Origin of the sequence: Bacteroides gallinarum DSM 18171 = JCM 13658 (assembly GCF_000374365.1) — a bacterium.
Lineage (GTDB): Bacteria > Bacteroidota > Bacteroidia > Bacteroidales > Bacteroidaceae > Bacteroides > Bacteroides gallinarum.
The window spans coordinates 42421-67814 of the sequence record NZ_KB894121.1 but is presented as its reverse complement, the minus strand read 5'-3'; the positions used below and the strand labels follow the sequence as shown (position 1 = coordinate 67814).

Annotated in this window: 19 protein-coding genes; 11 read left to right on the top strand and 8 right to left on the bottom strand. The window is 49.6% G+C overall.

The features are described from left to right. Nucleotides 1–4: 4 nt before the first annotated feature. Nucleotides 5–1579, bottom strand: coding sequence for a replicative DNA helicase (gene dnaB, locus C233_RS0105590; protein ID WP_018666590.1), 1575 nt, complete (start codon nt 1577–1579; stop codon nt 5–7). A 214-nt stretch (nt 1580–1793) separates the two neighbouring features. On the opposite strand from dnaB, the gene ispE reads away from it, so the two are divergent. The 3 genes from ispE to C233_RS0105575 all read left to right on the top strand — a co-directional run bounded on the left by ispE (nt 1794) and on the right by C233_RS0105575 (nt 4167). After that, on the top strand, nt 1794–2624 hold the full coding sequence (gene ispE / locus C233_RS0105585) for a 4-(cytidine 5'-diphospho)-2-C-methyl-D-erythritol kinase (protein ID WP_018666588.1): 831 nt from the start codon (nt 1794–1796) through the stop codon (nt 2622–2624). Nucleotides 2625–2671: 47 nt separating this feature from the next. After that, on the top strand, nt 2672–3592 hold the full coding sequence (locus C233_RS0105580; RefSeq protein WP_241217420.1) for a DUF5694 domain-containing protein: 921 nt from the start codon (nt 2672–2674) through the stop codon (nt 3590–3592). An 89-nt stretch (nt 3593–3681) separates the two neighbouring features. After that, a complete protein-coding gene (locus tag C233_RS0105575; protein WP_025068656.1) occupies nt 3682–4167 on the top strand; it encodes a PepSY-like domain-containing protein in 486 nt (161 codons plus the stop codon). A 225-nt stretch (nt 4168–4392) separates the two neighbouring features. Here C233_RS0105575 and purT read toward each other — a convergent pair whose 3' ends face one another. Both purT and C233_RS0105565 read right to left on the bottom strand, forming a co-directional pair. Further along, on the bottom strand, nt 4393–5559 hold the full coding sequence (gene purT / locus C233_RS0105570; RefSeq protein ID WP_018666582.1) for a formate-dependent phosphoribosylglycinamide formyltransferase: 1167 nt from the start codon (nt 5557–5559) through the stop codon (nt 4393–4395). 183 nt (nt 5560–5742) lie between these two features. Continuing rightward, nucleotides 5743–7260 carry a DUF4301 family protein gene (locus C233_RS0105565; protein ID WP_018666580.1) on the bottom strand — a complete coding sequence of 506 codons (1518 nt, stop codon included), beginning with the start codon at nt 7258–7260 and terminating at the stop codon, nt 5743–5745. Nucleotides 7261–7365: 105 nt separating this feature from the next. Between C233_RS0105565 and C233_RS0105560 the strand changes: the two genes are divergently transcribed. Continuing rightward, nucleotides 7366–9588, top strand: a complete 2223-nt coding sequence (locus tag C233_RS0105560; protein WP_018666578.1) for a RelA/SpoT family protein — start codon at nt 7366–7368, stop codon at nt 9586–9588. Between the two features lie 27 nt (nt 9589–9615). After that, nucleotides 9616–9993: a diacylglycerol kinase family protein gene (locus C233_RS0105555; RefSeq protein WP_018666576.1), complete on the top strand. Its 378-nt coding sequence runs from the start codon at nt 9616–9618 to the stop codon at nt 9991–9993. 4 nt (nt 9994–9997) lie between these two features. Here the strand turns inward: C233_RS0105555 and C233_RS0105550 are convergent, their stop codons facing one another. The 3 genes from C233_RS0105550 to C233_RS0105540 form a co-directional block, all read right to left on the bottom strand. Further along, entirely contained in the window at nt 9998–10975 is a 978-nt protein-coding gene (locus C233_RS0105550; protein ID WP_026314745.1) for an MFS transporter, read from the bottom strand. Further along, complete coding sequence (gene panB / locus C233_RS0105545; RefSeq protein WP_018666571.1) at nt 10956–11777, bottom strand: 3-methyl-2-oxobutanoate hydroxymethyltransferase; 822 nt, start codon at nt 11775–11777, stop codon at nt 10956–10958. Before panB ends, C233_RS0105550 begins: the two co-directional genes overlap by 20 nt. A gap of 307 nt (nt 11778–12084) precedes the next feature. Continuing rightward, a complete protein-coding gene (locus tag C233_RS0105540) occupies nt 12085–12732 on the bottom strand; it encodes an HAD family hydrolase (RefSeq protein WP_018666570.1) in 648 nt (215 codons plus the stop codon). 96 nt (nt 12733–12828) lie between these two features. On the opposite strand from C233_RS0105540, the gene C233_RS0105535 reads away from it, so the two are divergent. Next, entirely contained in the window at nt 12829–14187 is a 1359-nt protein-coding gene (locus tag C233_RS0105535) for an MATE family efflux transporter (protein ID WP_018666566.1), read from the top strand. A gap of 19 nt (nt 14188–14206) precedes the next feature. Here C233_RS0105535 and C233_RS0105530 read toward each other — a convergent pair whose 3' ends face one another. Next, nucleotides 14207–14890, bottom strand: coding sequence for an ABC transporter ATP-binding protein (locus tag C233_RS0105530; RefSeq protein ID WP_018666564.1), 684 nt, complete (start codon nt 14888–14890; stop codon nt 14207–14209). A 29-nt stretch (nt 14891–14919) separates the two neighbouring features. Continuing rightward, complete coding sequence (locus tag C233_RS0105525) at nt 14920–17235, bottom strand: ABC transporter permease (RefSeq protein WP_018666562.1); 2316 nt, start codon at nt 17233–17235, stop codon at nt 14920–14922. Between the two features lie 2036 nt (nt 17236–19271). On the opposite strand from C233_RS0105525, the gene C233_RS0105520 reads away from it, so the two are divergent. The 5 genes from C233_RS0105520 (at nt 19272) to C233_RS0105500 (ending at nt 25320) form a co-directional block, all read left to right on the top strand. Beyond that, nucleotides 19272–20081, top strand: coding sequence for a metallophosphoesterase family protein (locus tag C233_RS0105520; RefSeq protein ID WP_034777419.1), 810 nt, complete (start codon nt 19272–19274; stop codon nt 20079–20081). After that, complete coding sequence (locus C233_RS0105515; RefSeq protein WP_018666558.1) at nt 20056–20796, top strand: hypothetical protein; 741 nt, start codon at nt 20056–20058, stop codon at nt 20794–20796. Before C233_RS0105520 ends, C233_RS0105515 begins: the two co-directional genes overlap by 26 nt. 224 nt (nt 20797–21020) lie before the next feature. Continuing rightward, nucleotides 21021–22370: a sigma-54-dependent transcriptional regulator gene (locus C233_RS0105510; RefSeq protein ID WP_018666556.1), complete on the top strand. Its 1350-nt coding sequence runs from the start codon at nt 21021–21023 to the stop codon at nt 22368–22370. Continuing rightward, entirely contained in the window at nt 22360–23772 is a 1413-nt protein-coding gene (locus C233_RS0105505) for a sensor histidine kinase (protein WP_018666554.1), read from the top strand. The genes C233_RS0105510 and C233_RS0105505 overlap by 11 nt, the downstream gene beginning before the upstream one ends. 93 nt (nt 23773–23865) lie before the next feature. Continuing rightward, nucleotides 23866–25320: a potassium/proton antiporter gene (locus C233_RS0105500; RefSeq protein ID WP_018666552.1), complete on the top strand. Its 1455-nt coding sequence runs from the start codon at nt 23866–23868 to the stop codon at nt 25318–25320. The last annotated feature ends 74 nt before the right edge of the window (nt 25321–25394 follow it).

The following is a 25394-nucleotide window of genomic DNA, read 5'->3' as shown; positions in this document are numbered from 1 at the left end:
GCCCTTAGAACGGCAACGGCCCGTCCGACCCTACCCCGCCGAACGGATTGTCCGTTTGCGGCGTATAGTCGGTGGCAGACGGTGGAGGCGGTGTAGAAGGACTTCCGATAGGTGCATTCATACGCGAACCGAACGTGGCTCCTCCGACTCCCTCGGTAGGCGGTGGAATAATCATATCGTCCTCCGGATTCTGGAAACGGGTGTACTGGCCGATAAAACGCAGGCGCACATCGCCCACAGCGCCGTTACGGTGCTTGGCTATGATGATTTCCGCCATACCGCGCAAGTCGCTGCCGTCGGCTGAGGTATAAATCTTGTAGTATTCGGGACGGTGAATGAAGCATACCATATCGGCATCCTGTTCAATGGCTCCGGACTCGCGAAGGTCGCTCAACTGCGGGCGCTTGCCTTCCTCGCCTTCACGGTTCTCCACACCACGGTTCAACTGCGACAGGGCGATGATAGGGATGTTCAGCTCCTTTGCCAACCCCTTCAACGAACGCGAAATCGTACTTACCTCCTCCTGGCGGCTGCCGAACGACATGCCGCTGGCATTCATCAACTGGAGGTAGTCGATGATTATCACCCTCACCCCATGTTCGCGCACCAGGCGGCGCGCCTTCGTGCGAAGCTCGAATACGGAAAGCGAGGGGGTATCGTCTACGTATAGCGGTGCATCCAGCAGGTCGCGCAGCTTGTAGTCCAACTGCTGCCATTCGTAGTCGGCAAGCTGTCCGCTCTTAATCTTCTCGCTCGGTATTTCGCATACGTTGGAGATAAGGCGGTTTACCAACTGTACGTTGCTCATTTCGAGGGAGAACAGGGCTACGGGGTTGCGGAAGTTCACGGCAATGTTCTTTGCCATGGAAAGCACGAACGCCGTCTTACCCATGGCAGGACGGGCGGCTATGATGATAAGGTCGGAATTCTGCCAGCCGGAGGTCATCTTGTCGAGCTTCGTAAATCCGCTCTCAAGACCGCTCAAGCCGTCGGTACGGGCGGCGGCTTTCTGAATAAGGTCGTACGCCTCGGCAATGACCGGGTTGATTTGCGTATAATCCTTCTTCATGTTCTGCTGGGAAATCTCGAACAGCTTGCCTTCGGCTTCCTGCATCAGGTCGTCCACATCGAGCGTTTCGTCGAATGCTTTGGACTGGATATTGCTGGTGAAGGTTATCAGCTCGCGCGCCAGCGCCTTTTGGGCGATAATGCGGGCATGGTATTCGATGTGTGCAGAAGATGCGACCTTGCTGCTGAGCTGGGTTATATAAAACGGGCCGCCCACTTCTTCCAAATCACCGCGCTTGGCAAGCTGTTCTTTCACGGTGAGGATATCCACCGGTTTCTGGTTGACCGCCAGGTCTGTGATTGCGGAATATATCAGTTGATGCCGGTGCTCGTAAAAAGATTCCGGACGGAGAATTTCGCTCACCAGCGAGTAAGCGTCTTTCTCAATCATCAATGCGCCGAGCACGGCTTCTTCCAGTTCCGGAGCTTGCGGCTGGATGCGCCCGTAGTCATTGACGGGCTGCGGGGCTTTTGCCTTCGAGGTGCGTGAAGTTCGTCTTTGTTCTGCCACTTTTGGAATTAAAATTGAAATTAAAAAATCAAGAAATAATAGTCCGCCTTTCAAAAGGGAGAGCAAAGATAAACGATTTTATTGATAGCTATCAATAAATCGTTGTTAAGTTTTCAATCTACTATAAACAGAATTCATTAACTTTGTCTCCGAAGCCTACTTTGACGGGTTATTTTTTAATTTTCATTTTTCAATTCTTAATTCTCAATTAACGATGCTTACCTTTCCGAATGCCAAAATAAACCTGGGACTGAACATCACGGAGAAACGTCCGGACGGTTACCACAACCTGGAGACTATCTTCTACCCTATTCCCATTGAAGATGCGCTGGAAATCAATCTGCTGCACGGGGGCAGCGGAAAGTACTGCCTGCACCAGGCGGGAATCGAAATAGCGGGAGAAGCGGAAAACAACCTGGTTGTAAAAGCTTATAAGCTGCTGGACGAATTGTTCGACCTGCCGCCGGTGGATATCCATTTGTTCAAGCGTATCCCCTCGGGGGCAGGGCTGGGCGGCGGTTCGGCAGATGCAGCGTTCATGCTGAAACTATTGGACGAGAAGTTCGGCCTCGGCTTAGGTTACGACAAGTTGGAGGAGTATGCAGCCCGTTTGGGAGCGGACTGCGCTTTTTTCATCCGGAATGCACCTACTTACGCGGAGGGTATCGGCAATATATTCTCCCCCGTCGCCCTATCGTTGAAAGGGTATCAGCTCTGGCTGGTAAAGCCGGATATATTCGTCTCTACACGGGATGCCTTTTCGTTGATAAAGTCGCACCGTCCGGAGTATCCGCTAAAGGAGGCGGTACGGTTGCCCGTCGGGGAATGGAAAAAATATATGGTGAATGACTTCGAAGAGAGTGTTTTCCCGCAGTTTCCCGCTATCGGTGAAATCAAGGATGAAATGTACCGGCAAGGCGCCATTTATGCGTCGATGAGCGGTTCCGGCTCGTCCGTCTACGGGCTGTTCGATGCCGATACCGTATTGCCGGATATCGACTTCGGCGAGAAGGCATTCGTATATAAAGGAAGGCTGACCGTTTAATTGCGGGGATAAAGTGAAGTACGAAGTTTTTCAATAAGGTTTCTATAATGAAAAAAATATTCCTTTCAATATGGTGCATGCTGGCGGTTTCGCTCGTATATGCACAAGATACCATTCCCGTACTTACATTGGGAACGTTTCATTTCGATTTTCCCAATTTGGATAGGGTGCAATATGGCGATGATGAACAGATAAATGTTTTAGAACCGGCTTATCAGACAGAGATTGAAGCTTTGGTAAATTCACTGACAGCATTTTCTCCGACAATTATCGTGATTGAACGGCCGGTCGGGATGCAGGGTGAAATAGATTCCCTTTTTTGTGAATACCGAGCCGGCCGTTACGTTCTACAACGTGGCGAGTACGAGCAGGTCGGCTTCCGCCTGGCAAAACGGCTGGGCATCGACCGGATTTATTGTGCAGACGAATGGGGCAGGCATTATGAGAATATAGCCGAATTACTGGACAATCAAGACAGCGATGATTTTGCCCGCTTTGACGAAAGTTTCTATAATCATCCGGACTCGGTGAAAGAATTCACCCCTCAATCCGTTTTCAATAAACAGGGAATCATTGCCGAACTCATTGCGCTGAACAATCCGGAAAACGTCCGACGAAGCTTGGGAAATTACCTGATAGGCCATTTCAAGTACGAATCCTCTCCATACGATTTTATCGGAACCGACTTCGAAACGGGGCGTTGGTTCAACCGGAACCTGCGTATATTCCGAAATATCCAGCGAATCGAAACCGGTTCGACCGACCGGATACTTGTCATTTTCGGGGCGGGACACTTGAATATCTTAAACTATCTTTTTGAGTGCTCTCCCGAGTACCGTTTAGAGGATACGAATAAATATTTGAAGCAACTGATACCTTCGGAAAAGGAACGGTTGTCGAATCATTGCCATTACCTCTCAACTAATTCGCTAAAGCCTACTCCTCAACCAGTCGTATCCAACCGATAAAAATCTAAAACAAGAGGCATAAGGTATGAACTATGCGGACAAGGCGTTGTTATACTTCATATTTTACACTTATTTCATCCTTAGGCGCAATGAAAAGATTTAGATTTTGTATCGCAGCAAGTATGCTACTGCTTTTTTCCATTTCCACCTTTGCAAAAGAAGTTCCTGCAAAGGTACAAGCTGCTTTTGAGAAGATATACCCGCAGGCTATGAATGTCGAATGGGAACAAATGGCGGGTTGCTATGTGGCAGAGTTCGTTACGGACAACCGGGAGACGGATGTGTGGTTCGATGAAAATGCCCAATGGGTAATGACGGAAGATGATGTCGAATCGTTGGAGAAAATTCCCGCTCCCGTTGCAGACGCTTTTATGAAAAACATCATGGCTTCCATGAGACTAAAAGATGTGAGGATAATCACATTCCCCAAACATCCTACGGTAATCGTTATCGAGGTAGAAGGTTACAATTCCGATGAAGAATTCCAATTATTCTATTCGCCGGACGGGAAGTTACGGCAACAACTGAATGTGAGCGAACTGGGTGGGGAGATTTATCCGGGGCTATTCGAATAGCTGTAAATCGGAGATATTAAGGTAAATCGAAAACATTAAAGTATGTCGGCAACATTAAAGTATATCGGAGACATTAAAGTATATCGGAGACATTAAAGAATGAGGTACGAAGAATACCTCACACCTCATTCTTCATACCTCATTCCTATACCTTAAACCTTATGCTTTATACTTAGCATTATACGCATAATACAAAATGCCTTATGCTTATGTTTATGTTCAGTTTCAGTACACCTCCACCTTTCCGGCAATCCGTTTCGCCTTATCGCGCAATGCATCGAGGTCGCCGTTCAGCGGAGCATAGCACAATACAACGCCCATACGACGGTTGACGCGGGTGGTCGGCTTGCCGAAGATGCGCAGGTAAGTATCTTCCTCTTTCGTTACCTCCTCCATACCGCGATAGTTGGGACGTTCCTGGCTGGCAATGGGCGAAAGGATAACGGCGCTCGCCCCTATCCGCTCCTGCTTGATACCCGGAATGGGCAAACCCAATACGGCGCGGCAATGCAACTCGAACTCGTTCAGGTTCTGCGTGCCTGCCAACGTTACCATACCCGTATCGTGCGGACGCGGTGAAAGTTCGGAGAAGTAAACACCGTTCTCATGGCTCAGGAAAAATTCCACTCCCCACAAGCCGGCGCCTGTCAGGGCACGGGTTACTTTCTCTGCCATATCCTGCGCTTCCTTTAAATGGGCAGGGTCGATATGGGCAGGCTGGAAGCTCTCGCGATAGTCCCCGCCTTTTTGTACGTGGCCGATAGGCGGGCAGAACAAAGTGGGGCCATTCTTTTGAGTAACTGTCAGCAGGGTAATTTCGCTGTCGAACTTGATGAACTCCTCGATGATAAGCTCCTTGATATCACCGCGACTGCCATTGCAACCGTATTCCCAGGCATGTTCCAGCTCGTCGGCGCTCTTCACGAGCGACTGCCCTTTGCCGGAAGACGACATCAGCGGCTTCACCACACAGGGGAAACCGATTTTTTGGGCAGCGGCTTTCAGCTCGTCCAGGGATTTGGCATAAAAATATCTGGCGGTTTTCAGCCCCAGTTCCTTAGCGGCAAGGTCGCGGATAGCCTTACGGTTCATGGTAAAGTTTACTGCACGCGCACTGGGCACAACCTGAATACCTTCTTTCTCGAAATCGTACAAGCGCTCCGTACGGATAGCTTCTATTTCCGGTACGATGATGTCCGGCCGGTGCTTGCGCACCACACGTTCCAATGCGTCGCCGTCCAGCATACTGAACACCTCGCATTCATCCGCCACCTGCATGGCGGGCGCTCCGGCATAAGAGTCGCAGGCAATGATGTATTGACCTTTACGCTGGGCGGAAATTACGAATTCCTTACCCAGCTCACCGGAACCTAAGAGTAAAATCTTTTTCATTTCAGTATCAGTTATTATAGAATTACGGCAAAGATAGGGAGAAAAAAACGATATAAAAAGAAATACGGGAAGTTAACTTCATTCTCTCTACGAAGTTAACTTCCCGCAATTATGATGTTAACATATCGGCACCTTTCAAGTTAACTTCATCGAAGCTGTGAAGTTAACTTAGTGCCGCCGCTATTATTGGTGCTGTTCTCTCAATAAATCGTTGACGGTCTTTACCGGGTTGAAAGTGGTAAGGGGCACTTCTACGAATACCGTGTTCCAGTCGCTCATCGCACCGTTCCAAAGTCCGGGAAGCTCCAGCGCCTTAAGGTCTTTGCCGTTCTTCGACTTGTAAGAGATAAAGCCCGTTGCCTTGTCCACATATTTCACCAGGTCGAACTTATGTCCTTTGTAATCGCGTACGGCGCAAACCAAATCTACCGGATTGAAGTGCGTACCCTTTTCGAACATATCCTTCTTCTCGGGGTCGTTCATATCAATCTGCGAGCTTTCGAGGATTTGCAGGGAAATCGTACCGTCGTTGTTATAAGCGAGGAACGGACCGCCGCCCGGCTCGCCCACGTTCTTCACCATACCGCAAACGCGCATCGGACGGTTCAGCTTCTCTTTCAGGTAAATCACCAGCTCGGCATCTTCCAGGTTCTTCGTTTCCGGGTTCTTGCAGAAAAGCCGTTTCTGTACGAATTGCAGGATGTCGAGTATCTGCTCGTGCGTGTATTTGCCGCTGTCCAGCAGTTGCAGGTAGGCGAACGCCTGCTGTTGCAATGTAATGAGCACACCGGCAATCAGTTTCTTATATAATACGGTATCGCCTTTCAGCTTATCGGGCACTACGTTGTCTATATTCTTAATGAAGATTACATCGGCATCGAGGTCATTCAGGTTCTCAATCAGCGCCCCATGGCCTCCCGGACGGAACAGGAGCTTGCCGTTGTCGCGGAAAGGCTTGTTCTCCATATCGGCGGCAATGGTGTCGGTGCTGGGCTTCTGTTCGGAGAAGCTGATGTTGTAATCCACGCCGTACCGCTTGGCATAAGCTGCCGCCTTCTCGTCCACCAACGCCTTGAACAGCGCACGGTGTTCGGGAGACACGGTGAAATGTACATTCACCTTGCCATTTCTGTTGGCTGCATAAAGCGCACCTTCCACCAGGTGTTCTTCCAGGGGGGTACGGCTACCTTCTTCGTATTTGTGGAACTTCAACAGCCCCTTCGGAAGCGCACCGTAATTCAGCCCTGCCGACTCGAGCAATGCGGCAACCACCGCCTTGTAATTGCCGGCGGCAAGCAATGCGGGAATATCCTTGCCCGCCGTTTCCCGGCAAGCGGCATTCAAATCGTCGTAGAAAGCGAACTTTTCGATTTTCTCGAAGAACGTTTTCTCGAATGCCGACTGGGGAGCATCGTATTCCGCTCCGAGAAATTCGAACAGGTTCTTGAACATACGGCTTGCAGCGCCCGATGCCGGAACAAACTTCACGACCGTCTTGTCTGTCTGGGTGTATGCCTCCCATGCGTTCAGGTATTTCTTCTGCTCATCGGCATCCGGAGCCAATATGCCCTGCTCCACGGAAGCGGCAGCAGATAACTTCAAATAGGGAAATCCTTTTTCGAAACAGGTCAGTTGTTCGGCAATCTGTTCTTCCGATATGCCTTTCTTGGCAAGCAGTTCTTTGTCTTGGAGTGTTATCATAATATCTAAATTTATTAATTGATGCCCAAAAATACAAAAAAACCGCAAGTGCCGTCAAGAAAAGGAAGAAAAAAACTACCTTTACAGCAGAAAATACGGACGATTATGGCAACAGATGAATTTTTCACTACCGGAGAGAAGTACCTACTTTTCCTGCTCTACCGGAAATTATTGCAGCTTTCCGGAGAAACGCTCCACAAGGGAGACTGTAAGAAACTGAAAACGCATCTTGTAAACTCTATACAGAACAACCGCATACAACGGGACATCTTCGGGCTGAACCCGGTTATCAAAGACATGCAGACCGCCGTCATCGTTGCGGAGGAAATCGGAATGAAGCGGGCTTCTATCCTGGGGCTGATGCTTCACGACTCGGTACGCTGCGGTACTTGTACCTCCGAAGAGGTGGAGCAGGACTATGGCGAGGACGTGGCAGGCATCATACGCGGGCTGATACGGGTAAACGAGCTTTACTCCAAGAGCCCTACTATCGAGTCGGAGAATTTCCGCAACCTGTTGCTTTCCTTTGCGGAGGATATGCGCGTTATCCTCATTATGATTGCCGACCGCGTAAACATCATGCGCCAGATAAAGGATTGCGAGAACGACGAGGCACGCAAGCAGGTTGCCAATGAAGCCGCTTACCTGTACGCCCCCCTCGCCCACAAGCTGGGTCTGTACAAGCTGAAATCGGAACTGGAAGACCTTTCGCTGAAATATACGGAGAAAGAGGTATATTACCATATCAAGGAGAAACTGAACGCAACCAAAGCTGCGCGCGACAAATATATAGCCGCCTTCATAGCTCCGGTACAGAAGAAGCTGGAAGATGCAGGCCTGCACTTCCACATCAAGGGGCGTACCAAGTCCATTCATTCTATCTACCAGAAGATGAAGAAGCAAAAGTGTCCCTTCGAAGGCGTGTACGACCTGTTCGCTATCCGCGTAATCCTGAGCTCTCCGCTGGAAAAGGAAAAGCTGGAATGCTGGCAGGCATACTCCATTGTAACGGATATGTACCAGCCCAACCCCAAACGCCTGCGCGACTGGCTGTCCGTGCCCAAGAGCAACGGCTACGAGTCGCTGCACATCACCGTTATGGGTCCCGAGGGCAAATGGGTGGAAGTACAGATACGTACCGAGCGCATGGACGAGATTGCCGAACGCGGCCTTGCCGCCCATTGGCGGTACAAAGGCGTGAAAGGCGAAAACGGACTGGACGAATGGCTCACTTCCGTACGTGAGGCGTTGGAGAACTCCGACAGCAACGGACTGGAAGCCATGGACCAGTTCAAGCTAGACTTATACGAGGACGAGGTATTCGTATTCACCCCCAAGGGGGATTTGTTCAAGCTGGGCAAAGGCTCCACCGTGCTCGATTTCGCATTCCACATTCACACCAAACTGGGCTGCAAATGTATCGGCGCGAAAGTGAACGGCAGGAATGCGCAGTTGAAGCAAATACTGAACAGCGGCGACCAGGTGGAAATCATGACTTCCAACACCCAGACGCCGAAGCAGGACTGGCTGAATATCGTCACCACCTCCAAGGCGCGTACCAAGATACGGCAGGCGCTCAAGGAAATGGCGGCACGCCAGCATGCATTCGCCAAAGAGACGCTGGAGCGCAAGTTCAAAAACCGGAAGATAGAATACGATGAGGGTACGATGATGCGCCTCATCAAACGTCTCGGCTTCAAAGTGGTGACGGACTTCTACCAGAGCATCGCCGATGAAACGCTCGATGTAAACGACATCATAGACAAGTACCTGGAACAGCAGAAGCGCGAGAACGACACGCACGACGACATCGTTTACCGCAGTGCCGAGGGTTACAACCTGCAAACCGCCGCCCTGCCCGAGGAGACGGGCGCCAAAGAGGATGTGCTCGTTATCGACCAGAACCTGAAAGGACTGGACTTCAAGCTGGCACGCTGCTGCAACCCGATTTACGGCGACGAGGTGTTCGGGTTCGTCACCGTGAGCGGCGGTATCAAGATACACCGCTGCGACTGTCCGAACGCAAGCGACCTGCGCGAACGCTTCGGATACCGTATCGTCAAGGCACGCTGGGCGGGTAAGTCGCAAGGCACGCAATACCCCATTACGCTGCGTGTGGTGGGGCACGACGACATAGGCATCGTAACCAACATCACTTCCATAATCTCCAAGGAAACCGGCATCACGCTGCGAAGTATCGGCATCGATTCGCACGACGGCTTGTTCTCGGGCACGCTTACCGTCATGGTAGGTGATACCGGACGGCTGGAGGCGCTTATCAAGAAGCTGAGGACGGTGAAGGGGGTGAAGCAGGTTTCGCGAAACTGAAATCCCCTATCTCCAATTCGACGACCTATGAAGTACGATTTTAAGAAACAACTCCGCAGTTTCGGCTATGCCTGGAAAGGCATCCGGAACTGTGTAGGCAAAGAGCAGAACCTGAGCTTTCACCTGATTGTCACGGCAGCAGTAGTTGTGGCGGGATTTACTTGGGAGATTACCCGTACCGAGTGGATAGCGGTTATCCTGTGCATCGGCGCAGTGATTGCCGCCGAGCTGTTCAATACCGCCATTGAAAGGCTGGTAGATTTGGTATCTCCCCAGCGACATCCCCTTGCGGGGCAGGTAAAAGACATCGCTGCCGGAGCAGTACTGGTATGCGCTGTTGCGGCGATAATCGTAGGCATCATTATCTTTATGCCGTACGTTTTCGGGAGCATGGTAAGTTCCTAAGGTTTTATCTTACCCTTTTCCTCTTATAATAAGGGTATGTGAGCAAGACGAAAAAGAACAAGGCAAGCAGTGCGGCTACGCAAGCCGCATGATAGAGCAAATAAGCATCCGCCAGCCGGCAAGCTGTTGCCAGACCTGCCAGAAGCCCGGTTTCCATAGCCAGGTAGCAGGTCGTATTACCCGTTCCCCGTTGGCAATGATGCGACAATTTCACGAACATCCTTATGAACGGTATCGCCAGGAGCGCCAATACCGCCAGGGCTGAAAATGCGATGTAATCCCCTATATACAACAAGGGAAGCAGCACTCCCGGTACAAAAGCTATCAGGAGCATATTCAATGCAGGAACCCATGCACGCGGCAGCAGGAAGCGGTCTAAACTGCACAGCCTCATGCCGATAGGCGCACGGAAAGCTACATATACTCCCGAAGCGAAAAGCATGCCGGCAACTCCGGTAGCAACCGCCAGGTAAACGGCCGTGCGGAAACCGTAGAGGTCGTACAGCAAGATACCTGTGCCCGCCCCTATCAGCATGCCCAACCGGGCAGACCACGCATAAATCATATTCCCCGCACTGCGCCGCGACGACACTGTGATGTCGATAGCCACCGTAATGCCTGCCGTGGTTGCCACTCCGAAACAAGCCCCCTGTACCAGTGCAAGCAGCAACAGTTTCGGATAGCTGTCTGCAAAGGCATACCCCAGCGTTGCCGCCAGCATGACGAGGGTGGAGACAAGCAGTACATTCTTCCGCTTGTATTCGTCGCACAGATAGGCGTGGAACGGTCCTGCCGCGAACATCGCTGCTGCAAACAGCAGGAATACGCTCCCCATTCGGGGGACGGATATCCCCAACTGCTCCGGCATGGCGAACGAAAGTACGGGAAAAAGCATGTAGACGGATGCGAACAGCAACAGGTTCGCTGCACACATCCGCCCGAAATCCAGCGTCATCAGCCCGTTAGTACTGTTCTTTCTCATTCGGGAAGTCTAAGTTCTTCACATCGGATATGTAATGGCTGATAGCATCCGTCATTACCGTATGAAGGTCGGCATAACGGCGCAGGAAACGGGGACGGAAACCGTTGTTCATGCCCAGCATATCCTGAACGACCAGCACCTGGCCGTCTACACCGCCACCGGCGCCGATGCCGATGATAGGGATAGTAAGCTCGCTCGCCACACGTTCCGCCAGGGCAGCGGGAATCTTTTCCAGCACAATGGCGAAGCATCCGGCTTCTTCCAGCAGGTGGGCGTCGCGTACCAGTTTCTCGGCTTCCGAATCATCTTTGGCGCGTACCGTATAGGTTCCGTATTTGTTGATAGACTGCGGCATCAGCCCGAGGTGTCCCATAATAGGGATGCCGGCACTGAGGATACGTTTTACCGTACCGATGATTTCTTCCCCGCCTTCCAGTTTCAAGGCATCGGCATGGCTCTCTTTCATGATGCGGATAGCGGAGGCAAGCCCCTCCATTTCATTTCCCTGGTAAGAGCCGAAAGGCATATCCACCACCACCATTGCACGCTTTACGCCGCGCACAACGGACTTGGCATGATAAATCATCTGGTCGAGTGTTATGGGCAACGTGGTTACGTTGCCCGCCATTACATTGGAGGCGGAGTCGCCCACCAGGATAACGTCCATACCGGCGCCGTCTACAATCTGTGCCATAGTATAGTCGTAAGAGGTCAGCATCGATATTTTTTCACCTCTCTGCTTCATCTCGATAAGACGGTGCGTAGTTACTTTACGAGTGTCGTCTGAAATATATCCAGCCATTTTATTTCTGTTTTTAGTTGTTAGTAATATTAATCCGTAAATGCTATCTTCTAAGGCTGAAAGCCTTTTATCTTCAAGCCCGGGGTAACACCCCGGGGGTATGTATATGGTTAACATTGCGCCCTGTAAGGGCATAATCCTTGTTGTACTTATCCGAACGCTGCGGATTACACGGATGCGCACAAGTTATTCCCTCGTAGGAAACCGCTCTATCGGCAGGCTACATACCTTGCCTAAAAAGGAACAACCGGTGTAAAACCGCATAATCCGGCGGTAAAACCGTGCGCAAAGTTAGCGCTTTTTCCCGTTACTTATGCACCCGGAGCATTTTATCGTAGGTAAAGCCCGTAAAATCATCCAAAACACAATGACACAACGGAGCGATAGCCTCGCGTGGATTCGTTGTTGCCAGCCCGATAACTACGGCCTCGGATGCCATGCCCGCTTTCAGCCCGTTGAAGGAATCTTCGAATACGTACGTAGTGGCGGGAGTCGTGCCGAACACCTCCATACCCAGCAGGAAACAATCGGGAGCCGGCTTGGAACGGGTGAACATCTCTGCCGTAAGAATCCGGTCGAACATAGTCCTCACCTCGGGACGGGCACGGTAAACGGCAGCCATTTTCTGGTCGTTGGAGCTGGTAACGACCGCCATTTTAACATGGTTACGGCGCAAATCGGCGATGAAGTCGAGTACTCCGGGGATGTATTCATAGTCCATATCCTGTTCGAAGCGGTCGAGGGCGGCGGTGATTTCCCGCTGCTGCTCCGTTTTCCCGGTAAAGAAGGTATCGTAGATATAAGCCAGGGTCTGGCCTTTTACACGGCTTTCCAAATCGTCCATGCCCAGATAATCTACACCCGCTTTATGCCAAAAGATAGAATACTGCGTTTCGGTATCCATTATCACTCCGTCGAAATCGAAAAGGACGGCTGTTGTTTTTGTTGTATCCATATAAACAAGTATAATATTCGGGTGCAAAGGTCTGAATAATCATCGAACTGAGCAAATATTTCGTATCTTTGCACCAGCTTAATTGACATATATCAAATGAATAATCCGCATATTTTAGGGAGCGAACGAATCGGCAAACTCCTCGTACAATATTCTATCCCCGCCATTATCGGCATGACGATTACCTCACTGTACAACATCATCGACAGCATATTCATCGGTCATGGCGTAGGCGCCATGGGTATTGCGGGGCTTGCCATTACCTTTCCGCTGATGAACCTGGTCGTTGCTTTCTGTACGCTGGTTTCGGCAGGCGGTTCCGCCATTTCATCCATACGGTTAGGGCAGAAAGATATGGACGGGGCAACGGAAGTGCTGAACAATACCCTGATGCTCTGCCTGGTCAACGCATTCCTGTTCGGCGGTATCTCCTTCCTTTTCCTGGACGAGATTCTGCGTTTCTTCGGGGCCAGCAACGACACCCTGCCCTATGCGCGCGACTTCATGCAGGTAATTCTGCTGGGTACTCCCGTTACCTATACGATGATTGGGCTGAATAACATCATGCGTGCCACGGGCTATCCCAAGAAGGCGATGCTTACCTCCATGGTTACGGTAGTATGCAACATCGCGCTGGCGCCCGTATTCATCTTCCACTTCGGCTGGGGCATCCGCGGCGCGGCAACGGCAACGGTCATCTCGCAGTTCATCGGCATGGTATGGGTGGTGAGCCACTTCTTGCAAAAGACGAGCATCGTAAGGCTGCAACCGGGATTCTGGAAAATGAAGAAACGTATCATCAGCAGCATATTCTCCATAGGGATGTCGCCGTTCCTGATGAATGTAACGGCGTGCGTCATCGTTATCATCGTCAACAACAGCCTGCAACATTACGGCGGCGACATGGCTATCGGCGCCTACGGCATCATGAACCGGCTGCTGGTGCTGTACGTAATGATTGTGCTGGGGCTTACCATGGGCATGCAGCCTATCGTGGGCTATAACTTCGGAGCGCAGAAGCACGACCGCGTAAAGGCGACGTTGCGCCTGAGCATCATTACGGGCGTATGTATCACCAGCACGGGGTTCATTATCTGCGAACTGTTTCCGCATGCCGTATCGGCTATCTTTACGAGCGACGGGCAGTTGATAGATATGGCTTCCAGGGGAGTGCGTATCGGCATAGCCATGTTCCCGCTGGTAGGTGCGCAAATCGTTATCGGCAACTTTTTCCAAAGCATCGGCAAGGCGAAGATAAGCATATTCTTATCCCTTACCCGGCAACTGCTGTATTTGCTGCCGGGGCTGATTATCCTGCCGCGCTACATGGGGCTGGACGGCATCTGGGCGTGCATGCCGGTATCGGACTTCTTCGCATTCGTTACGGCGGTTATTGCCCTGTGGATATATGTAAAGAAGTTGAAGAGGCTGCCGTCTCCCCAACTTCCGTCTTAAAATTGCCCTATCAATCCCGTTATAATTCGTGTGCCGCCACATTTGCCACCACGCTGCCGTCGAACAGGTGTACCGTGCGGTGTGCAAACGAGGCATCGTGCCGGGAGTGCGTCACCATGACAATGGTAGTACCTTCCCTGTTCAATTCCGTCAGCAGGTTCATTACCTCCGCTCCGTTCTTGGAGTCCAGGTTACCGGTAGGCTCATCGGCAAGAATCAGCTTCGGGTTCGTTACCACAGCACGGGCAATGGCTACACGCTGCTGCTGACCGCCGGAAAGCTGTTGCGGAAAGTGTTTGGCACGGTGGCTGATGTTCATCCGTTTCAAAATATCTTCTACCATACGTTTGCGTTCCCCCGCCTTTACTCCCAGATATGTAAGAGGAAGCTCCACATTCTCGTAAACGTTGAGCTCGTCTATTAGGTTGAAGCTCTGGAACACGAATCCCAGCTTACCCTTGCGCACACGGGTACGCTCCTTCTCCTTTAAATCCGCCACTTCCTGTCCGAGTAGTTTATAACTGCCCTCCGTAGGGTTATCCAACAGGCCGAGTATGTTCAATAAAGTGGACTTCCCGCAACCGGACGGGCCCATAATGGCTACGAACTCTCCCTCTTTCACTTCGAGGTCTACGTGGTTCAATGCTACTGTCTCTACTTCCGAGGTACGGAATACTTTGCTGATGTTATTAATCTCAATCATAATGTTCTATTTTCTATATATTATCTTTTTTACTCACTCTTAATACTGTTCACCGGATTCTCATTGGCTATCCGCCAGGATTTCCAAAGGACGCAACCTACGATTATCACCAGGTTGGCGATTACCACCAGCAGGTAGACAATCCAACTGAGGGGAATCTGCTCGGCAAACTGTTCCATCCAAATGCCGTTGATGTACCACGATGCAAGGCTTCCGAGAATAACCGCAGGCAATGCCACGACAAGTACATCCTTGGAAAGCAGTTCCAGGATAGAGGATGCTTCCGCACCGTTTACCTTGCGAATGGCAATCTCCTTGCTGCGGCGGCGTACTTCATCGGTGGTATATCCTATCAGCCCCATTAACATAACGAAGAACATTGTTATGGCTGCCATTAAAGTGGCATTACGGAATACGCGGACACTGTTGTAAGCATCGGTAATTTTCTTTTCATAGCTCACGAAATCGATAGTCTTATTGCTGAAAGCATCGGCTACATCCTTGTTCAGTTGCCGTAGATTTTGTGCAAAAGGTTCTTTCAGGCGGACATGTATCGTTCCCGTGAAATATTTATTATGGCAGGCGATGAAAGGCATCTTGGCTGCCGTGAAATCTTGTATCTGAAAATCTTTCAGCACGCCCACGACTTTCAGTTGTGCGGTATTGTCAACGTCGACAGTACGTCCCACAACATCGTCCCCCCAATGCATCATGTCTGCGAATGTTTCATTCACTATTATTTCATCTTCCGTACGCGCCATACGGCCGGCCTTGAATGTCATCCTCATCATAGCCGGATAGTCCTCACGCATATAGTAGCAAGCACGTGTGGAAAAAAGCGCATTACCCGATGCATCACGAATCATAGAACCGCTATATCCGTTGATAGGCGTATTATTGGCGCTGGTTACAGCTTCTACATAAGGAAGTCCTTTAAAGAATTGGAAAGCGGCGTCGCTCTCTTTTTCCTTGTTCCAATAGGCATCAGCAAACGCCATTCGCTGCGGGTCATATCCCATATCCTTGTTCAGCACATATTGATACTGCGCCATTACCACGCACATCAGCCCGCAAATGAAGGCTACCCCTGCAAACTGGATGAAAAGCAGCGGACGCTTCCACCCTTTCTTACCCTCGGTATAACGGCGAAACACTTGGGATACGGGAATACGGGCAAACAAGCGTCCCGGCAATACTCCGCCCACTATAAACAGTATGCCGACTACCGTCAACGGAACCCAGATTCGTTCCGGGGCAAGTAGCAAAGAGAGTTTTGCCGCAGCGGTATCTTCAAAGAATTCCCGAAAATTCAGTAATATCAAAACCATTAAGAGCAATGCCGCCACAATGATAATGCCTGTTTCCAAAAGGAACATTCCGAATATCTTGCCGCCGCTTGCGCCGTTGCATTTATGCACACCTACCGCTTTGGCACGATATGTCAGTGAGGAAATGGAAATCAATACATAGTTCAGTGCCGCAATGAAAAGAATGGCAAGACCGAGAACGGTCATGATATTACGCATCCGCTCCACACTTTCGTAATTCCGGTAAGTATCGCGAATAGGTTTTACAAACGCTGTATAGCCATATCTCTTTTTGTCCTCTTCCGGGCGATACTTCTCTATCATAGCATCTATACGTGCATTCACCACCGACTTGTCCGCACCGGGGCGGAAACGGATGTACTCGGGATAGCTGTCCCCGCCCCGCCATGAGTAGTTACCTCCTCCGCCATTCCACAAAGTAGGCATAGAGATAACGGCTTCCGGATTGACGGTAGCGTTTTCAGGCAATGCCTTATATGTACCTTTTACTATAAAGTCTTTCTCATGGTTGTAGTTGACGGTCTTTCCCACCGGATTTTCTCCGCCGAATATTTTCTTGGCAAAGCGGTCGCTCAGGAAAATCACATCGGGTTGCTGAAGGTCTTGCACCGGATTACCGCTCAGCACTTCGATGCCCATAGTCTTAAAGAAAAGTGAATCCGCCACCGTTTTCTTTTCGTCGAAACGAGCGTTTTCATTGTACAGCGGAGCATTCATCCAATGACAAGTGCTGGTGGCAGCTTCTACCTGTTCCGGGAAGTTCTCCAGTATGGCGCCTGCCACGGGACCGCAGTTCTGCTCTTGCGGCGGATACTTCTCGCCATTAACGGTAAATACAGACCAGATTTGATAAAGATTGTCGTAGTCTTTGTAGCAGGTGTCAAAGCTCTGCTCGTATGCCACGCGGGAGAATAGCAAAATACTCATCGTCAGGCTTAATCCCAAAGAGATTATCTTGATGATGTTCGAGCCACGTCCACGAAGCAAAGTTTGAATGACATAATAGATTTGTTTCATAATATATTTATATTGTTATGTTTATATCGTTGTATGTAGTTATATGTATATTATTATGTTTATATTGGTATATTATATTGCTATATGTATTATGTAATTACATGTATATTGTTATGTTCATATTGCTATATTATATTGCTATATGTATTATGTAATTACATGTATATTGTTATGTTTATATTGGTATGTTTATATCGTTATATGTGTATATTATCATTGTAGTTATATGTATATTATCATTTTATATTGTTATATTATATATTGCTACATGTATATTAATATATTTATATTGCCATATTTATATCGCTATGTTTATATTGCAATGTTTTTCCCACCTATAATAATGCAGAAAGCGTGCCAAAACACTTATAGCATTGATTATCAACAATTCATAAATAAACAACCTATACACAAATGTCTAAAAATTAGACACAGCCCGTCCAATAATTAGACACCCACCTACCTAATTAATGCCTGCTTAGCCTGCTTAATAATTTAGATAAACAGGTATTTAAAGATTTTCAATCCAAAGCCTGAAAGGCTTGAAGCATACAGCCCGGGGCAACGCCCCGGGAATAAGAATCCGCCTCTATCTACCTGCGCCCTGTAAGGGCATAATCCTTGTTGTACTCTTTTGCCCTTATAGGGCGCAATGTTAACCGTATACATGCCCCCGGGGTGTTACCCCGGGCTTGAAGATAAAAGGCTTTCAGCCTTAAAAGATACATTTACGGATTAAATGAGGACATATACAGATTAGACGACAATATTTAATATTTATAGATTAAACAATGACATTTACAAGGAATAAAAGCCCCCTTATCTGACTACGCCCCATAAGGGTAAAAGAGTTGTATACAAGGATTATGCCCTTACAGGGCGCAATGTTAACCATATACATGCCCCGGGGTGTTACCCCGGGCTTGAAGATAAAAGGCTTTCAGCCTTAAAAGATACATTTACGGATTAAATAATGATATATACAGATTAGACGACAATATTTAATATTTATAGATTAAACAATGACATTTACAAGGAATAAAAGCTCCCTTATTTGACTACGTACTGTAAAGACAAAAGGGTTGTATACAAGGATTATGCCCTTACAGGGCGCAATGTTAACCATATACATGCCCCAGGGTATTATCCCGGGCTTGAAGATAAAAGGCTTTCAGCCTTAAAAGATAGCATTTACGGATTAAATGAGGACATATACAGATTAGACAACGGCAGTTATGGATTAGACGATGACATTTACAGGGAATAAAAACTCCCTTATCTGACTACATACTGTAAAGGCAAAAGGGTTGTATGCAAGGATTATGCCCTTACAGGGCGCAATGTTAACCATATACATGCCCCCGGGGTGTTACCCCGGGCTTGAAGATAAAAGGCTTTCAGTCTTAGAAGATACATTTACGGATTAAATGATAACATATACAGATTAGACAACAGCAGTTATGGATTAGACGATGACATTTACAGGGAATAAAAAGCTCTCTTATCTGACTATGCACTGTAAAGGCAAAAGGGGTACATACAAGGATTCTGCCCTTACAGGGCGCAACGTTAACCATATACATGCCCCCGGGATGTTACTCCGGACTTGAAAATAAAAAGCTTTCAGCCTTAAAAGATACATTTGCGGATTAAATGATAATATTTACAGATTAAATGATGACATTTACGGATTAGACAACGACATTTACAGATTAGACGGCAGCATTTACAGATTGGACAATGGCATTTACAGAATAGAATAGATAAACCAAATTATCATTTACAGGACAGAAAAACGGAAAATAGGACAACTTTTCTATCGGATGAAAACTTTACCTTTGCCCTCAGTTTCCATAGATATATACTTGGATATAATTCCGTTTTTATAGACATATACTTAAACATAATCAACTTTCATAGACATACACTTAAACATAATCCAAATTTCATAAGCACATATACATAATCAACTTTCATAAGCATATATACATAACCAACTATCATAAACATATACTCATATAACAAAACAAATAAATATGATAAAGCCATATAAACCCTTATTCCTATCATTTTTCTGCCTGCTTATGGGCAGTTGCGACATGATAGACTATCATCCGTACGATGTACGCATCAGCGGGGAAACCGATGTCAATGCTCATAACATCGCCGAGATAGAGCAGAACTGCAAGGACAAGACAACGATTAAATTCGTAACTATGGGCGACTCACAACGCTGGTACGACGAAACGCTGGATTTCGTAGGAGAGATAAACAAGCGCGATGACATAGATTTCGTTATCCACGGCGGCGATATGAGCGACTTCGGTGTTACGGACGAATTTCTCTGGCAGCGCGACATCATGAACAAACTCCGCGTGCCCTATGTAACCCTTATCGGCAACCACGACTGCCTCGGCACGGGAGAAGAGACATACCGTGCCGTATTCGGCGACCCTAACTTCTCGTTCATTGCCGGACGGGTAAAGTTCGTATGCCTGAATACCAATGCCATGGAGTTCGACTACTCCCGCCCCATTCCCGACTTCACCTTCTTGGAAGAAGAACTCACCAACCGCCGGGACGAATTCGACAAAACCGTGGTATCCATGCACGTCCGCCCCTATGCCGACCAGTTCAACAACAATGTGGCACGTGTCTTTCACCGCTACGTAACGGAGTTTCCCGGCATACAGTTCTGCACCGCAGCCCACGAACACCACGTATTCGAGGAGAACCTCTTCGAGGACGGTATCATGTACTACATGAGCGACTGCATGAAGAACCGTAACTACTATGTATTCACCATAACACCTTACGGATATGAACGCGAAGTGGTCTATTTCTAAGCTGCCGGCACTTGCCGTAGTATGCCTGCTGCTGGGGTGGTGCGGCACGCTTTCCGCCCAGGAAAGGGATACGGTGGTCATCGTAAAACACGATACGGTTTACCTGCAACACAATCCGGACACCGTCGTTGCCAGCGATATACGTCCTAGCCGCTACGACCGGCGCGTGCACCGCTACCGCAAACGGTGGGAAGTGCTGATTCCCACACATACCAAGATACAGTTCGCCGGCAATATGGGGCTGCTCTCCTTCGGAACCGGCTGGGACTACGGGAAGCGTAACCAATGGGAAACGGATATCTTCCTCGGTATCCTCCCCAAATACCAGTCCGACTGTACTAAACTGACATTCACCCTGAAACAGAATTATATCCCCTGGAGCCTGCAAATCAAAGAGAGCCGTTTCTCGGCAGAACCCCTCACCTGCGGTATGTACTTCAACACTGTTTTCGGCGATGAATTCTGGGTACATGAACCAGACCGTTATCCGAAAGGCTACTACGGCTTCTCGTCCAAGGTACGCATCCATGCTTTTCTGGGACAGCGTATCACTTACGACATCGACCCCCGCCGCAGGTTTACGGCAAAAGCCATTACATTATTCTACGAAATAAGTACCTGTGACTTGTACATCGTAAGCGCCTTTACCAACAAGTACCTGAAGCCCAAGGACTACTTGTGTCTATCCTTCGGAGTGAAACTACAGCTATTGTAAGCGTACGCACTACACCCTACGGGGCATAAGGCATGCCGCATGCAGTACAAGACATACCCTGTACGGGTACGGAATGTACTTCGCTTTGGTACGGGATATACCCTATTGTGGTACGCCTCGTACCAAAACATGGCATTGTCCCGGCACTGCAATTATTATCTCATCTTGCCTGCTTTTTGGAGAAAATAGAATATATTTGCCCCAGCATTTATAATAGTTCACACATGAAGAAATCCGGAAACATCCTCATCGTCGACGACAACCGGGGTGTACTCACCGCCTTGCAACTGCTGTTGAAGCCTTACTTCGACAAGATAACCGTCCTTTCCTCACCGGTTACCCTTCCCGGCGCGTTGCGCGAGGGAACATGGCAGGTGGTCTTGCTCGACATGAATTTCACGTCCGGCATCAACACCGGAAACGAGGGGCTGTACTGGCTGCACGAAATAAAGAAACGGTATCCGGCACTGCCCGTAGTGCTGTTCACCGCCTATGCCGACATAGACCTTGCCGTGCGGGGAATAAAAGAAGGAGCAACAGACTTCATCGTCAAGCCCTGGGACAACGCCAAGCTGGTGGAAACCCTGCTGAATGCCGCACAGAGCCTCCCGGCATCCGGAAAGAAAACGGCTGGCGGCACTGCTGCACCAACCGACGCCGCATCTTCCATGTATTGGGGAGAAAGCCCCGCCATGCAGCAGCTCCGCGCACTGGTAGAAAAAGTGGCGGCAACCGATGCCAACATACTCATTACCGGTGAAAACGGTACGGGCAAGGAGATGCTTGCCCGCGAAATACATGCCCTCTCCACACGCCACGGGCACGAAATGGTAAGCGTGGATATGGGGGCCGTTACCGAGAGCCTTTTCGAAAGTGAGCTTTTCGGGCATATGAAAGGGGCATTCACCGATGCCCACGCCGACCGTCCCGGCAAGTTCGAGGCTGCCGACCGCAGCACGCTCTTTCTCGATGAAATCGGCAACCTGCCCTACCACCTGCAAGCCAAGCTGCTAACGGCGATTCAGCGCCGCAGTATCGTACGGGTGGGAAGCAATACGCCCGTTCCGGTGGATATCCGCCTTATCTGCGCCACCAACCGCAACTTATTCGAAATGGCAGACAAGGGGGAGTTCCGCGAAGACCTGCTCTACCGCATCAATACCATTCACCTGGAAATTCCCGCCCTGCGGGAGCGACCGGAGGACATCATCCCGTTGGCGGAGCGTTTCATAACCCGCTTTTGCCGGCAATACGGGAAAACGCCTTTACGCTTAGACAATGCTGCGCGCGAAAAGCTGACGCTTCATCCCTGGTTCGGCAATATCCGCGAGCTGGAACATGCTATTGAAAAGGCGGTCATCATCTGCGACGGCGCATTCCTTACCGCCGGGTTATTCCAGTTGCAACACCGGAGCGAAACGCCGGAGATGCCTGCCTCCACTCTGGAAGATATGGAGAGGCAGATGATACGTAGTACACTGGACAAATGCGGCGGTAATCTCTCGGCAGTGGCATCGCAACTGGGGATTACCCGCCAGACACTCTACAACAAGATGAAAAAGTATGGGGTTTAAGGAATGGAAAGACAAAACCGGTAGGATATTGCGAAGCGGTACGGGGTATAAGGATATAAGGGGACGTCACGCTTTCCGGACGACTGTCAGCCTGCTCATCGCTGCGGCAGCCGGAGCGATGTGGACCTTGTTCTTTCTCCATGTCCCGGTATCGCCCGGTTTCGGGGAGCCTTTGTTTTGGGCTGTATTCTTCACGCTGCTGCTTCCCCTGACCGTACACTGGCAGCAACGGTCGTACCGCCGCCACACGCGGAAAGTGCTTTTCATGCTCGATGCCATTGAAAACAACGATACCGCCATTCACTTCTCCGAAACGGACGGTACTGAAGACAACCGCCTGGTAAACCGCGCACTGAACCGCGTAGCCCGTATCTTATATAATGTAAAGAGTGAAACGGCACAGCAGGAAAAATATTATGAGCTTATCCTCGACTGCGTAAACACCGGCATCGTAGTGCTGAACGACAACGGGGCGGTTTACCAGAAGAACAGCGAAGCCCTGCGCCTGCTCGGCCTGGAGATTTTCACCCATATCTGCCAACTGGCGCGTGTGGACGAGCACCTGATGAACACGCTCGCTGCATGCAACCCCGGCGACAAGCTCCAGGTGGCATTCGGTAACGAACGCGGCACGGTAAACCTCTCTATCCGCGTGAGCGACATTACCGTACGCCGGGAGCACCTGCGTATCCTCGCCCTAAACGACATCAACAACGAGCTGGATGAGAAGGAAATAGATTCGTGGATACGCCTTACGCGTGTGCTGACCCACGAAATCATGAATGCCGTAACTCCTATCACCTCCCTGAGCGACACGCTACTGGAACTGACCGGGGAGAAAATTTCGAAAGAGGAGATACGCAACGGTCTGCAAACTATCAGCAGTACGGGCAAAGGGTTGCTGGCATTCGTCGAGTCTTACCGTAAATTTACCCGCATCCCTACGCCCGAACCGTCTTTGTTCTACCTCAAAGGATTCATCGACCGCATGGTGGAGCTGGCACGTCACCAATACCCCGATGTTCCTGTGGTTTTCCACACCTCTATCGTTCCCGGCGACTTGATACTTTATGCCGACGAGAACCTGGTTTCGCAGGTGGTAACCAATTTGTTGAAGAATGCCATACAAGCTTTCGAGGCGTCTCCCGCCTCTACCGGGGAAAGGCGCATCGGCATACGCGCCTATTGCAACAGCGAGGAGGCCGTACTGATTGAAATATCCAACAACGGTCCTGCCATTCCCCCGGACGTCGCCGGGCACATTTTCATACCTTTCTTCACCACCAAGACGAACGGCAGCGGCATCGGCTTGAGCATCTCCAGGCAAATCATGCGCTTATCCGGAGGAAGCATCTCCCTGGTATCCGGCAAAGAAACGACTTTCATACTGAAATTCAATTGAACCAACCGGGCTTTGTATTTGTTATTTATAACAAATACCTTTGCACACAAGGTACAAACAGCATTCCGTAATAAACCTTATAACACAAGACTTATGATATTTACAGCAGAAAACATTCTACTCGTAGGCTCCATTTTACTTTTCGTCAGTATCATCGTAGGCAAGACCGGTTACCGTTTCGGAGTTCCCGCCTTACTGCTTTTCCTCGTGGTGGGTATGCTTTTCGGCAGCGACGGACTCGGGCTGCAATTCCATAATGCCAAAGAAGCGCAGTTTATCGGTATGGTGGCTTTGAGCATCATCTTGTTCTCCGGCGGCATGGATACCAAGTTCAACGAAATCAGGCCTATCCTGTCTCCCGGTATCGTACTCTCTACCCTGGGCGTGTTGCTAACGGCGCTGTTCACCGGATTATTCATATGGTGGCTGTCGGGCATGAGCTGGACCAATATCCACCTGCCGCTCATCACTTCCCTGCTGTTGGCGTCTACCATGTCGTCCACGGACTCGGCATCGGTATTCGCTATCTTGCGTTCGCAGAAGATGAACCTGAAGCATAACCTGCGCCCCATGCTGGAGCTGGAAAGCGGCAGCAACGACCCTATGGCGTATATGCTGACTATCGTACTGATTCAGTTTATCCAGTCCTCGGGCATGGGGGTTCCCCAGATAGCCCTTTCTTTCGTGATACAGTTTATCGTAGGCGCCGCTGCCGGTTATTTACTGGGAAAGCTGGCTATCCTTATGCTGAACAGACTGAATATCGACAACCAGGCGCTCTACCCCATTCTGTTGCTGTCGTTCGTATTCTTCACGTTCTCCGTTACGGATTTGATGAAGGGCAACGGTTACCTCGCCGTCTACATCGCCGGCATAATGGTAGGCAACAACAAAATCATGCACCGTAAGGAAATCTACACGTTCATGGATGGGCTGACATGGCTGTTTCAAATCATCATGTTCCTTTGCCTCGGCCTACTCGTCAACCCGCACGAGATGCTGGAGGTAGCCGTCGTCGCACTGCTTATCGGCGTGTTCATGATTGTCGTGGGGCGTCCGCTCAGCGTACTCCTCTGCCTGCTGCCTTTCGGCAAGCGCGTCAACCTGAAATCCAAATTATTCGTTTCGTGGGTGGGGTTGCGCGGCGCGGTTCCCATTATCTTCGCCACTTACCCGGTAGTGGCAGGTGTACCCGGCGCGGATGTAATCTTCAACATCGTATTCTTCATCACGATTCTGTCGCTGGTTATCCAGGGTACTACCGTATCGAGGGTGGCATGTATGCTGGAACTTTCCACCCCCATGGAAAAGACGGGCAACGACTTCGGCGTGGAACTGCCCGAGGAGATAGATTCCGACTTGCGCGATGTTACCGTAACCCGGGAAATGCTCGACAAGAAAGGCGATACGTTGAAGGATATGAACCTGCCCCAGGGAACTCTTGTCATGATAGTGAAACGCGGCGACGAATACCTGATTCCCAACGGTACTCTGAAACTTCATGTGGGAGACAAGCTGCTCCTCATTTCTGAAAAGACCAAAGAATAAGAGATAAGGGAGAATGCTCTCCTGCGAAAAAAACTTCAAACCATTTGTTTTGCATCACTATAAGCCCTATCTTT